The organism is Paenibacillus pinihumi DSM 23905 = JCM 16419 (assembly GCF_000422505.1).
Classification (GTDB): Bacteria; Bacillota; Bacilli; order Paenibacillales; family Paenibacillaceae; genus Paenibacillus_D; species Paenibacillus_D pinihumi.
This window is the reverse complement of sequence record NZ_KE383868.1, coordinates 72,202-84,906: the sequence shown is the minus strand read 5'-3', so window position 1 is coordinate 84,906 and position 12,705 is coordinate 72,202. Positions and strand designations below refer to the sequence as shown.

Annotated in this window: 14 protein-coding genes; 8 read left to right on the top strand and 6 right to left on the bottom strand. The window is 54.8% G+C overall.

From position 1 onward, the window contains the following. Nucleotides 1–79 precede the first annotated feature (79 nt). From H583_RS0128000 to H583_RS0127965, 8 genes are all read left to right on the top strand, one after another. A complete protein-coding gene (locus tag H583_RS0128000; RefSeq protein WP_028563376.1) occupies nt 80–355 on the top strand; it encodes a hypothetical protein in 276 nt (91 codons plus the stop codon). Beyond that, a complete protein-coding gene (locus tag H583_RS0127995; protein ID WP_028563375.1) occupies nt 345–659 on the top strand; it encodes a hypothetical protein in 315 nt (104 codons plus the stop codon). The genes H583_RS0128000 and H583_RS0127995 overlap by 11 nt, the downstream gene beginning before the upstream one ends. Next, nucleotides 652–2,592, top strand: coding sequence for a motility associated factor glycosyltransferase family protein (locus H583_RS0127990; RefSeq protein WP_028563374.1), 1,941 nt, complete (start codon nt 652–654; stop codon nt 2,590–2,592). The genes H583_RS0127995 and H583_RS0127990 overlap by 8 nt, the downstream gene beginning before the upstream one ends. Nucleotides 2,593–2,711: 119 nt before the next feature. Then, nucleotides 2,712–3,062, top strand: coding sequence for an S-Ena type endospore appendage (locus tag H583_RS0127985; protein ID WP_028563373.1), 351 nt, complete (start codon nt 2,712–2,714; stop codon nt 3,060–3,062). 79 nt (nt 3,063–3,141) lie between these two features. Next, nucleotides 3,142–4,191 carry a nucleotidyltransferase family protein gene (locus H583_RS0127980; RefSeq protein WP_028563372.1) on the top strand — a complete coding sequence of 350 codons (1,050 nt, stop codon included), beginning with the start codon at nt 3,142–3,144 and terminating at the stop codon, nt 4,189–4,191. Beyond that, the gene (locus H583_RS0127975; RefSeq protein ID WP_028563371.1) at nt 4,188–5,126 is read left to right on the top strand and encodes a Gfo/Idh/MocA family protein; all 939 of its coding nucleotides are present in this window, start codon (nt 4,188–4,190) and stop codon (nt 5,124–5,126) included. Before H583_RS0127980 ends, H583_RS0127975 begins: the two co-directional genes overlap by 4 nt. Next, a complete protein-coding gene (locus H583_RS0127970; protein WP_028563370.1) occupies nt 5,123–5,836 on the top strand; it encodes an acylneuraminate cytidylyltransferase family protein in 714 nt (237 codons plus the stop codon). Before H583_RS0127975 ends, H583_RS0127970 begins: the two co-directional genes overlap by 4 nt. Further along, nucleotides 5,823–6,671, top strand: a complete 849-nt coding sequence (locus tag H583_RS0127965) for an SDR family oxidoreductase (RefSeq protein WP_028563369.1) — start codon at nt 5,823–5,825, stop codon at nt 6,669–6,671. The genes H583_RS0127970 and H583_RS0127965 overlap by 14 nt, the downstream gene beginning before the upstream one ends. 61 nt (nt 6,672–6,732) lie before the next feature. On the opposite strand, the gene H583_RS0127960 is transcribed toward H583_RS0127965, so the two are convergent. The 6 genes from H583_RS0127960 to H583_RS0127935 all read right to left on the bottom strand — a co-directional run. After that, a complete protein-coding gene (locus H583_RS0127960; RefSeq protein ID WP_028563368.1) occupies nt 6,733–7,368 on the bottom strand; it encodes a PglD-related sugar-binding protein in 636 nt (211 codons plus the stop codon). Next, complete coding sequence (gene neuB / locus H583_RS0127955) at nt 7,365–8,438, bottom strand: N-acetylneuraminate synthase (protein ID WP_028563367.1); 1,074 nt, start codon at nt 8,436–8,438, stop codon at nt 7,365–7,367. Before neuB ends, H583_RS0127960 begins: the two co-directional genes overlap by 4 nt. 3 nt (nt 8,439–8,441) lie before the next feature. Beyond that, on the bottom strand, nt 8,442–9,617 hold the full coding sequence (neuC, locus tag H583_RS34565; RefSeq protein WP_036711343.1) for a UDP-N-acetylglucosamine 2-epimerase: 1,176 nt from the start codon (nt 9,615–9,617) through the stop codon (nt 8,442–8,444). After that, a complete protein-coding gene (locus tag H583_RS0127945; protein ID WP_028563366.1) occupies nt 9,614–10,804 on the bottom strand; it encodes a LegC family aminotransferase in 1,191 nt (396 codons plus the stop codon). The genes neuC and H583_RS0127945 overlap by 4 nt, the downstream gene beginning before the upstream one ends. Beyond that, nucleotides 10,801–11,811, bottom strand: a complete 1,011-nt coding sequence (locus tag H583_RS0127940; RefSeq protein WP_028563365.1) for an NAD-dependent 4,6-dehydratase LegB — start codon at nt 11,809–11,811, stop codon at nt 10,801–10,803. Before H583_RS0127940 ends, H583_RS0127945 begins: the two co-directional genes overlap by 4 nt. A gap of 135 nt (nt 11,812–11,946) precedes the next feature. Next, the coding region (locus H583_RS0127935) for a BclA C-terminal domain-containing protein (RefSeq protein ID WP_028563364.1) at nt 11,947–12,705 on the bottom strand (759 nt) is incomplete at its 5' end.

Here is a 12,705-nt window from a genome sequence, read left to right as displayed (position 1 = left end):
CTCACAGAAAGCTGAAATATCAAGTGAAAACGGATTGGCCGCAGCCGGTCGAACCATTTTTCCAAGGAGATGAGATGTATTGGAGATTGATAAAGATCAGGCGGGGCTATCGCCCAAGCTGCAGGAACTTATAAAGACAATTGAAGATTGGTATGTATGGTTGTCCTCCTCCCCCTCCGTAATGTTCAACCCCTCGGATATGTCGAGGATGGCGGAGCCGGTCAGCCGCTTCATCCAGTCTTCGGAGTGGCTCAGCGAGAGCGCTCTTGTCAAGCATGATTGGTTTGTCCAGAATGGTGCAAAGCTGCTGCTTGAACGTCTGGAGAAAGGAGACTTCGATATTTATGAGCAATGATGAGCGGAACTTTGCGGTATGTATCGCCCAGGGATGCGCTGCCTGGAGATGCGGAGATGACGCCGAGGGACTCGGCTGGTTCCAGAAAGCAGCTCTGCTGTGGCTGGATCAACTGGATCAGGCAGCGCCTGACGGCGAAGAGCTGATGGAATCGCAATACAGGCAGCTTGCCTTCGAACTGCGGCAAGCCGTCAGCTTGCTGGAACAAGGCGATAGTTTGCTTGCTACAGACAGACTGGAGGCAGGCCTGCTTCCCCTGCTCGGTTATTCTTCTGCCGGAGAAAGGACGGAGCGCAATGAATAGAACGGCAGTAGATCATTCGGTGCTGGAGCAAAATCTGGATTATCTGCAAGATGAACTAAAAGTTCTTCTGGGGCCTTACATTTCCGGAGAGGCGGGTGATTCGCTTGAAGTGGTAAAGGCAAAAAATGGTGCCCCGGTTGCTAAACTCGCAGCCGATAGCGGGGCCGTCCACACCAATAGTCTGCTTGATCCGCAAGCGGAAGCCAGTCGTTGGGCCGATTCCGTCCAATACAGGGACACACGGATCAGTCTTGTCTACGGTTCAGGCTTCGGCTACCCGCTCCTGGAATATGTGAAGCGCAAAAAGCCCTACACCCAAACTCTCTTTATTGAGCATGACATCCGCCTATTTTACACGATGCTGTGCCATGTCGATATCCGTCCGCTGCTTGAGGACGGAACCTGCCGGTTTCTGGTGGGCTCCATCCCCCAAATTCAATCCCAGCTTCAATATGTAATGACGGGAGACTTCCTGATGCAGAGCAGCAGGCTCACGGCCCATTTCACATGGCTCGCACACCGCAATGAGAAGGAAAAATATTTGGGGCTCCACGAATGGTTCCTGAATACATTGGAATTAATGATCGGCAGTATCGGAAATTCCATTCATGATACGCTTGCAGGCTTGTACAATACGATGGAAAATGCCGAAGCAATTGTCCAGTCTCCCCGACTTGCCTCCCTGCGGGGCGCCTTCAAGGGAAAGCCGGCTTTTATTGTGTCTAACGGCCCATCGCTGGACCATAACATTGTTCACCTTCGGCAAGCCGTCGGCAATGCGTTGATCATTACAGCGGAATCGGCTCTCCGCCCTTGTCTGGAGCGGGGCATTCTGCCTGATGCGATGAGTGTTACGGAGCGTTCACCAGATGTGTACCATTACCACTTCTCGGGGCAGGAGCTGCCAAAATCCCTGGCCCTAATCGGGCTCACGCTCATTGACCCGCGGATTCCCGAATCTGTAGAAGGCCCCTGGGTTCCGGTATTCCGCCGGTTGGAGAATTCTGCACGCTGGATCCAGCATGCCATCATGGAGAGCGGTGAATCGCTCAAGGGCGGCTCCTCCTCTGCTCACCTGGCATTTGAATTTGCACTGTGGACAGGGGCGGACCCGATTATATTTGTCGGGCAGGACCTGGCATTCGGCCGGGACAAGACGACGCACAGCAGACAATCCATATACTCTGAGGAACGTCTTTCGGACCAGGTTCGTGCTCTGCAGAACCAGCCAGCCTACGAGGTTCCGGGTGTAGACGGCGGGACGGTACAGACGACCCGGTTATGGTATGAGTTCAAATCCTGGTTCGAACAGCAGATCAGTCTTCACCCGGCCACCCGCTTTATTGATGCTACGGAAGGTGGCGCATATATTAAGGGCACCAAGCTGATGACGCTTGAGGAAGCCATAACATCCTTCTGTGCGGAACCACTGGACATTACCCTGCACGAATACCTGCTGCGCTGTACGCCTTCTGCCTCCGGGGAAGAGCTGTGGCTTGACGAGCGGCTGGAAACGATGCTTCAGCGCTGCGAGGCGCTGCGGAGGAAATTCCTCTTGTTTGCAGGACGGACTGATGAAGATTTACGGAGCTGCCGTCTTATTGACAAGGCATGTGTGCTTCATCAATCCTATCCGGATACAGAAATCCCTGCCTACATTGAGGCGCTGATCCGTGAGCAAAGCGACATCTACCATAATTATACCGACCCGGATATCAGCACCTATATGCAGCCGCTGCTGTTTGCCTATCAGAAAAAAATCAATGATCTGGGCGAAATTCATTCCCTCGATCTGCTCAGGCAGATGAACAGTCTGCAAAGTCGTATGCTGGAGGCGATCAGGCAAACCTGCACACTCATTGCGCAGCAGCTTAAACAGGCCGCCACACGTGTTAAACCGCGTCCTGGCACCGCTGCGAACCGGATTGAATAGACAATTATAAGCATATTTGGGCAGCCAGAGTGTCATCCACCTATACCAATCATAGCAGTCGACCATATGATATCTTGCATCTTTCTTCTAAACTCTGCCATTCAAGGAGGAAACATTTAATGAGCTGTTCATCTTCACAAAACTGCTGTCAGCAGCCGATTGTCAGCGTCTGTCTGGCTAACCAGAATTATCTGATTGGAACAGGTTCCGTACTCGGTTCCCTGATCTTCGGACCCAACCCGACTCCTGTAGCCGCCTCCGGCGTTATTAGCAATAATTCATCCAACTCCGCATCCATTACATTTACATTCCGCAGAGGATCAAGGGTTGTAGCGACAATTGGGGCTGTAGCTCCCGGACAATCCAGAGCTTTCGCCGTTTCCGGCTTTACTTCCATTAGCGCCACAGGGACGGTAGCTAGCGCGATAGCAGATTTGTGTATGACCGAATTTTTCAGACCTTCCGTATAATCCGCAAGGGTACCCGCCTGAAGCCTCTGCCTTGGGGCGGGGGTACATAGTTTGCTTCAGCAATCAAGGAGGACCTGCAATGAGAGAATGTGCCAGACTGATGATCGGACCGTATGCGACAATCCGCGAGGCCATTGCAGTTATAGAGAAGGAAGCCGCCCAGATCGCGCTTGTAGCGGACCCTGCGGGCAGGCTGCTCGGTACTGTGACCGACGGGGATGTCCGGCGCGGCATGCTTGACGGGCTGTCATTGGATCAGCCGGTAGAACTGGTTATGAACCCTGAGCCCAGTACGGTATTGCAGGGGACACCGTGGAAATCCGCGTATGAGCTTATGCTCGGCAAAGGGCTGCGGCGGATTCCTGTCGTATCTCCAGACGGGACGGTTACAGGCATGGAGGCGCTGGAGGATTTTCTCAAGCCTGCCCCAAGGGATAACGCCGTTGTCATTATGGCGGGGGGGCTTGGAACCCGCCTCGCGCCGCTCACGAAGGATTGCCCAAAGCCGCTGCTGAAGGTGGGCAGCAAGCCGATTTTGGAGACCATTCTGGAATCGCTCATTTCCTGCTCATTCCGCAGCTTTTTCTTCTCAGTCAATTACAGGGCGGACATGATCGAATCTTATTTCGGGAACGGCAGCAAATGGGGCGTAAGTATCCGCTATTTGCGCGAGGAGGAGCCGCTCGGCACAGCAGGAGCACTATCCCTCCTGCCCCCTGTCCCGGACAAACCGATGATCGTCATTAACGGCGATCTGCTGACTAGCCTGAATTTCGCCCATCTGCTGCAGTATCATGAGGAGCACGGCAGCTCAGCTACTATGTGTATCCGGGAGTATGCGTATTCGATTCCGTACGGCGTAGTCGATACCGATCAGCACCGATTTCGCGGAATCCGGGAGAAACCGGTCCACCGGACATTTGTGAATGCCGGAATCTACGTGCTGGAGTCGCGCCTGATCGCTGCTATCCCGCCCTCCACATTTACAAATATGACCGTCCTGTTTGAGCAGCTTGCCTCCCGCGGCGAGCGTGTATCTGTATTCCCGGTACAGGAATATTGGCTGGATATCGGCAGAATGGACGATTACGAGCGCGCCAACCGGGAGTATGGCGAGGTGTTCCCTTGAGCGCGCTTGTTGTGGGTTACGGGTCTATCGGCCGTCGCCACGCAAGGGTCCTTCAAGAGTTGAATCATGAAACGGCTGTTGTAAGCCGACACGGGGTTGATGAAGCCAGGACTGGTGGTGCGCGGGCATATGACTCGCTGGAGGCAGCGCTGCTTCATGAATCGCCGCGGCAGATCATCATTGCCAACCGGACATATGAACATATGGGAACACTGGCTGCATTGCTTGACAGCGGGTATGGCGGGCAAGTGCTGATAGAGAAGCCGCTGTTCCACCGGATGCCGGAATCATACAGAAGACTGACGGCGATCAATGACAGGCTCTCCGTATTTACAGCCTATAACCTTAGATTTCATCCGGTGCTCACCCGCCTGAAGGAGCTGCTGGGCACAAGTCCGGCATTGTCTGTCCAAATCTATGCCGGGCAATATCTCCCGCAATGGCGCTCTCGCGATTACCGCGAGTGCTATTCGGTGTCCCGCGCCGAGGGAGGTGGCGTTCTGCGTGACTTGAGCCACGAGCTGGACTACGCAGGATGGCTGTTCGGACAGTGGCAGCGGGTCGCCGCCTCCGGGGGAACGTACAGTGATCTGGAACTGGACAGTGATGATGTGTTTGCGCTGCTGCTGGTTAATGAGCGATGCCCGGTGATGACCATTCAGCTCAATTATGTGGACCGCACTGCCCGGCGCCAGCTGGTTGTAAATACAACGGATTGCACCTATACTGCAGATTTGATTCAGGGAACGCTTGCTTATGGCGATCAGCTGGAGAGCTTCAAATGCTCTTCTGACGACACCTATCGCCTCCAATTGCAAGCCCTGATTGAAGGCAATACAGGCAGCCTTTGTTCACTACAGGAGGGCCTGGCTTCAGTGGAACTCATTGAAGCGGCAGAACAGTCAGCCCGCCTTGGGAGGTGGATCAGCCGATGAAGAGGCTATGTACGATATGTGCGCGTGGCGGCTCCAAGGGCGTTCCGGGTAAAAACATCCGGCCCCTGCTTGGCAAGCCGCTTCTGGCTCACACGCTGCTTCAAGCCAAAAAATCCGGTTTATTCGTGACGATTGCGGTCAGCAGTGACTCGGAGGATATTTTACAGATTGCCTCAGTGTACGGGGCGGATTTGCTGATTGCAAGGCCCGTTGAGCTTGCCGGCGATGAAGCCGCAAAAATCCCGGCCGTCGCTCACTGCGCCAATGAGGCAGAACGGCTGACAGGGGTCAGATATGATAGCGTAACGGATTTGGACGCCACCTCCCCGCTGCGCAGCATAGCGGATATCGCTGGAGCTGTAGAGCTGCTGGAAACCTCGGATGCCCGCAATATCATTACGGGCCATCCTTCCCGCCGTTCTCCCTATTTCAACATGGTGGAGCACCGTTCCGACGGGAGCGTAAAGCTGGTTAAAGCCCCTGAAATGCCTGTCGTGCGGCGGCAGGACGCCCCCCAAACGTATGATATGAATGCATCGGTCTATGTATGGCGCCGGGATTCGCTGCGGGCGGATTCCCCGCTGTTTACGGGACGGACCCTGCTCTACGTGATGGATGCGGCGAACTCGGCGGACATTGATTCGGAGTTGGATTTTCTGCTCGTTGAGGAGCTTATGCGGAGGAGGTGTTCAGAGAATGAAGGAAAATAATACTGGAAGCGGTGCTGAACGGTATTCGGCACTATTCGATTTAAGCGGAAAAACAGCGGTCGTGACCGGAGGGCTTGGCATTCTGGGAAGGAGATTTTGCGCAGGGTTGGCTGCGCATGGCGCCCAAGTTGCAGTTGCAGATCTGGATGATCATAAAGCCGCGGCCTTTGCTGAACAGCTCCACCAAGATTACGGCACTGCCTGTATGGGAGCAGGCTGTGATGTATCCGATCCGGACTCTGTTGTGCGTATGACGGATAAAATTGCACAGAGGCTCGGCGGAATCGATATCCTGCTCAACAATGCAGCCTCCAAATCAGACGATTTGGAGCAGTTTTTTGCCCCGTTCGAGTCCTATTCGCTGGAGCAGTGGAGACAAGTGACGGCTGTCAATGTGGATGGCATGTTCCTTGTAGCACAGGCTGTCGGGAACCACATGCTGAAGCAAAACCGCGGCGGCTCCATCATACAGACCTCTTCTATTTACGGGCTTCTTGGGCCGGATGAGCGAATTTATGAAGGCTCCCGCTATTTGGGAACCACAATTAATACCCCGGCTGTTTACTCCGCCTCCAAGGCAGCCGTCGTCGGACTGACCAGCCATTTGGCCGCCCGTTGGGCTCCTTACGGCATTCGGGTTAACACACTCACTCCCGGAGGTATTGAGAGCGGTCAGAACAGCCGGTTCATTGAGCGGTACAGCGCCCGTGTGCCGCTGGGCCGGATGGGGCAGCCGGATGAACTGGTAGGGGCGGCTATTTATCTGGCATCAGATGCTTCCAGCTATGTGACCGGACATAACCTGTATGTAGATGGCGGCCTTCATGCATGGTAAGTACGTGTGCGCAGGACGGCTGTCTTTTTCGCTGTTGCGGGCTGCCTTATTGAAGGGATGTCTATCGCGCAGGCACGCCTTTGACGGTTAATCCGTCCCCCACCTGGCGCGTCACCACCGCTCCGGCGCCAATAACTGCATCGCTTCCGATGACAAGCTTGTCATCAGTTGAACGTCCCTGGAGCACCACAGCCCCTGTACCGATGCTGCACCCTTCCTTTAGATGAACATTGCCGGAGATATTCGCACCGGGTCCGACTGTAACAAAATCTTCAATTTGGCAATCATGGGCAATCGTACAATTTAAATTATACAACCCGAAATTCCCGCATTGGATGCCTGTCGTCATCCGGCTGCCTGCAAAAACAAGATTCCCTTTTCTCCTCAGCAAATCAGGTTCTTCTCTTGCAGCCAGTGTCGTTGCCGGGTGAATCAGGTTGACATAGTTGAGCCAAGGGAATTGACGGAACAGCTTGCGCCGAAGCTCCGAATTCCCAATTGCAATGACGAAAGCGAAGCCCCCTGCGTGAAGCGTATTTACCCGCTCTTCGCCTACAATATTAACTCCTTGATGCTGTTGATTAGCAGCCGGTAACGGTTCTTTATCTACGAACAACAGCTCTCTGTATCCAAGCTCCCATGCGAGGTCGGCTGTCTCCCCGGCAAGCCCGGATGCGCCAAAAATCGCCAGCTTCATTCCATCAACTCATCCTTCCTGTATGCTCGCCTTGCCCGCTGTCCCAGCAGGTCCCAATAAGCAAAGGGAGATAATCCCCCTCCGGGCCGCTTGACCGCGAGATGTTCTTCAGTCAGCACCTCACCTTCTTCAATATCTCTGGCAGCAACCAGACTTCGCCGGACGAGCCTCGCATTGTCCGCCTCCTGCACCGCGGGAATTTTCAAGGCAGAGCCAAGTGCCGCCTCAACCTGGCGTACGGACCGGACCAGCTCGCAGAACGGGCCCGGAGCAAGTGAGGCTCTATGATCCGGCCCCTCCATGTTGCAATCAAGCGTCAAATGCTTCTCAATAACAGATGCTCCTCTGGCGGCAGCCGCAATGGCTATGGCAATTCCCTTGGTATGGTCGGATAACCCGACAGGCAGCCCAAAAGCTGCAGCCAGCGTATCCATAGCTTGCAGATTGACAGATTCGTATGGAGCAGGATATTCTGTCGTCGCATGCAGGAGCGTCACCCGTCCGGCCAGCGCCTGCTGCCCCTCGACGGACAGATACGCATTGCGAAATGCCTCCCGAGACGGCTGGCCTGCCGGTTGTATATAGCCGAATGCAAGAGCGGCCAGCGCCTGCTCGATATCAGCCAGCGTGCACATGCCGGTGGATAATAGGACCGGCTTGCCGGAACGGGCGAGCTTGACAAGCAATGGAGCATTCGTTGCGTCACCGGACGATACCTTTAGTGTGGCCAGCTCAAGCCGCTGCACCAGCATATCCAAGCTTTCCGGATCAAAAGGTGTGGAGAGCAATTCAATGTCCAATTGCTTGCATTGTCTCAACAGCTCCTCATGATCGGAAAGCGAGAGCTCCAGCCTGCGCAGCATATCGTACTGGGATTCCGCAGCATCCGTTGTCTGTTGCTGATAGTGTGCCTTGGGTGCCTGCCGGCTGACAAGGTTGGATGCCTGGAACGTTTGCAGCTTCACCGCATCGGCCCCGGCTTGGGCAGCGGCATCAATTAGCCGTCGCGCAAGCTCCAAGGAGCCGTTATGATTGACCCCGATCTCCGCAATAATGGTGACTTTACGCATGTATTATCTCTCCCCCTGCAAGCCATAGAAAGGCTTCGAGCCACTGTGCCCCTGTCCGGCCTGACGAATCAGCTCTGTCACAATGCGCTCGCCGCTGTCTCCGGTACCGTACGGATTTTCCAGTCCTTTGCAGTCCATTCGATACGCATGATGAATCGCCGCCTGAATAGCCATGGACTGCGCCTCACAGTGCAGCACAGTCGGGCCGCGAAGGCGGCCTTTTTGGCGGATGCCAACATCGATGCTGGGTTTGCCCAGGGACGGAACCTCACATATGCCGCTGGAGGAATTGCCGACCACAGCATCTGCAATACTCGCTGCGCTGAAATACCGGAGCTGGCCTAATGATGTATAGGCTGCGGCATTGGAATTCCTCGCTATGAAGCGGTCAATCCGTTCGGCGTACAGCCGTCCGCCGGGGTCCGCATTCGGCTTGGTAAATAAAATGCCTGTATCCCCGCCAAGTCCTTCAAGCGCATTCATCAGCTCCTCCAGCTCAGCTTCAGCATCCTTGTTTCCCAAAGTCACCGGGTGGTATGTCACCAGTACATTGCGGGTACGAAAGGAAAAACTTAGCTCGCGCTCCAGCTCCTCGCGGGAAAGCAGTGAAAGCTGTTTAATGCGGTCAATTCCCGGATGCCCGACGTTAAATATCGTATGGGGCGCTTCTCCAAGCTGCCTGACCCGGTATGCAGAGCGTTCATTCGTTACAAAGTGAAGCTGGGCCATCTTGCTAATGCCATGCCGGATTGCTTCGTCCAAAGCTCCTTCCGTTACATCTCCTCCCCCGATATGGGCAATGGGAATACGGGCCATAAATGCCGCCAGCGCCGCCGCCCATATTTCATAACGGTCTCCGAGCACGACAACCCAATCCGGCTGGAGCCGCCGAAAGACATCGGCGAACCCGATAATTCCAAGTCCGACCGACTTTGACGCCCCGGCAGCCGTATCGCTGGACAGCAGCATTTCCACCTGGTCATCAATCCGAAAGCCGTCCTTCTCAATCGCCTGGACCGTCATTCCAAACTCGGGAGACAAATGCATGCCAGTCGCAATAAGCTGCAACTCCAATGAATCCGATGCTTCAATAAGCTTCATGACACTATAGAGCAGATCATACTCTGCGCGGCTTCCGGTTACGACAGCAATCGTGTGCTTTTTGTCCGGTATGTTCATGCTTCCCTCCCATCCGGCTCCAGCAAAAATGCGCTGCTTGGAATGTTAATAATCCGTCTCGCAAGGCTTTCAGCCGTGGACAAATCCATTCTCGGACAGTGTTCCAGCATCGGCAACTGGTGCAGCGGAGTCCATAGCGGACGCGTCATGATGTCCGTCTGATTCGTCTGCTCCAGCAACGCTTCCAAATGTATGGCATGAGATTCGTCCAGCAGAAGCGCATTCAGCCAGTAATTGCTGGAGGCAAAGGATGGCTCGTGAAAGAAACGAATCCCCTTCGCCTGCCGGAACGCTTCTTCATAAGCGGACGCAAGAGCGCGCTTGCGGTTCAGCATTTCAGGGAGCTGTTCAAGCTGGGCTACAGCCAGCGCCGCATTCAGGTTAGGGAGCCGGTAATTGTAGCCCGTCTGGTCATGAACAAATTTCCATCGATGCGGCAGCTTGGCCGTCGTCGTGATATGTCTGGCCTGCCGGGCCAGCTTTTCATTATTGGTGAGGATTGCGCCGCCGCCTCCGGCAGTAATAATTTTATTGCCGTTCAGACTGATTGCCGCCAAGCTTCCCCAGCTTCCGGTATGGCGTCCCTTATACAAGGAACCCAGTGATTCGGCGGCATCTTCAATCATCTCCAGCCGGTAATGCGCGCAAATCTCCGCCAGCGGCTCAAGATCAACAGGGTGACCCAGCGTGTGCATCGGCACAATCGCCTTTATTCTTTTGCCGGTATTGCGGTTGTAGCAGAAGCCTCCGCGAAGATCGGCGGTTTCCTTGAGATACTGCTCCAGTTTCACGGGGTCAAGGCCGAGCGTATGCTCCGAGCTGTCGGCCAGATGCGGAACCGCCCCGCAATAGGACACCGCATTGGCAGTCGCTATGAACGTCAAGGACGGAATCAGCACTTCGTCGCCCGCTTCAACTCCGCTCAACAGGAGGGCTGCATGAAGCGCCGCAGAGCCATTGACGACTGCAACGGCATGTTTGATGCCTGTGTATGAAGCCAGCTCTTGCTCCAGCCGGTTCACAAATGAACCCGCTGACGATACCCATCCGGTATCGAGACATTCCTTGACATACCGCCACTCATTTCCTGAAAAATGAGGCGCATGCAGGGCATACAAGCCATCTCCTGAGGGGAGTACCTTACGCAAACGTTCGAGTACATCACTGACAAAAAGACTATTGATCATATCGTATAGGCTTGTGGGTTCGCGTGCCTGGCGGACTGATCTGCTGCAAACCATCGGACCGTCTCAGCCAGACCTCTTTTGAACCCTTCTTCCCCTGTATAACCCGGCTGCCAGCCCAGCAGGGTATGAGCTTTTGATGTGTCAGCCCATAAGCGCCCCACCTCGCTTTTGGCCGGGCGGAAGCGGGCCTCATCCGCTTCAATTTCAATTTCGGCGCCCATCACCTCAGCAATAAGCGCTGCCGTCCGGCCGATTGAGATCTCATAACCGCTGCCGATTTGAATGACCTGCCCGGCTGATTCCGGAGAGGCAGCCACAGCAGCAAACCCGCGTACCGTATCCTTGACAAAGGTGAAATCTCTGGTCGGATGCAGCGATCCGAGCCGGATATGCCTTGTGCCGCTGGCGATTTGTGAGATAACAGTTGGTATTACGGCGCGAAGAGACTGGCGCGGGCCGTACGTATTGAACGGCCGAATGACGGATACCGGCGTATCGTAGGAGTGATAGAAGGACAGCGCAAGCTGATCCGCTCCGATTTTTGATGCCGCATAGGGAGATTGCCCGAGCAGCGGATGCTCTTCTGTAATCGGGACAAATCTCGCCGTCCCGTATACTTCACTGGTAGAGGTATGAACAAGCTTTGCAATTCCAATCTCCCTCGCTGCCTGAAGAATGTTCAGCGTGCCTTTTACATTCGTGTCGATATAGCTCTCAGGCGCCTGGTAGGAGTAAGGAATACCGACTAGCGCAGCCAGATGCATGACCAGCCCGCAGCCGCGCATCGCCTGCTTGACAGCTGAGGCATCCCGAATATCTCCGGATATCAGCTCGATTTGGGACTTTATCTCGTCCGGAAGCCGGGAAAGCCAGCCAGTGTAGCCAAATGCATTATAGTAGACAAGCGCTTTTACCTCACAGCCATTTCTGACCAATTCCTCAACCAGATGCGAGCCGATGAATCCGTCAGCTCCCGTTACCAATGCCTTGCATCCTGCCAAATTCACCTGTTCGGCCTCCAATCTGCGATCATCTTCCTCCGTTCGACAAGCTCTCAATTCGACAAAGCAGGTATAGTAATGTATTCGTTTGGAAGAAGACTTATGCAGATGAAGGCTGAAGGCAGCAGGTGCTGTAGTTGATCAGCCAACTCTGACAAAGGAAATGGTAGCTGACGTCGATGAACCGGAAAGCGTTACGGTTGCAGCAAGTGCTGTAGTTACGGTGACACGAAAGGTGTCGCCTGCGTTAACGGTCACTACAACCTGGTTATGCACCAGGCCGATCCCGAGTGCTGCCGCAACGAGTGTGCCGGGAACGGCAACGCCGTTGCGGAAAAGTTGAAAGTTGGTAAGCAGGGTCAGTGTCGGGTATACGACATAAGTGATCAAGTATCTGCCAGCAGTATTCAGTGTAAACGTATCGGCTGTGGGATTATTCACTGTAATATCGGCCGGAAGATTTTGCGCATTCGGAAACGTAATATTTCCTGTTGGATTCAGCAGAGTAAGCAATATGGTGGCCCCGCTCGTATTGGCTGCTGACCCCAGTGTGCCGGTTGGGCCAGTTGGACCCGTTGGGCCTGTCGCTCCGGTGGCCCCGGTTCGCCCAGTTGCTCCTGTCGACCCAGTCACACCTGTAGCACCAGTCGCTCCCGCAGTTCCGGTTGGACCGGTTGGGCCAGTAACTCCTGTGGCCCCCACAGTACCTGTCGGACCTGTCGGGCCCGTTACTCCTGTTGCTCCTGCCGGGCCAGTTAGACCTGTTACTCCCGTCGCTCCTGTCGGGCCAGTTAGACCTGTTGCTCCCGTCGCTCCTGCCGGGCCAGTCGGACCTGTCGCTCCTGTCGGGCCAGTCGGACCTGTTGCTCCCGTCGCTCCTGTCGGGCCAGTTGGACCTGT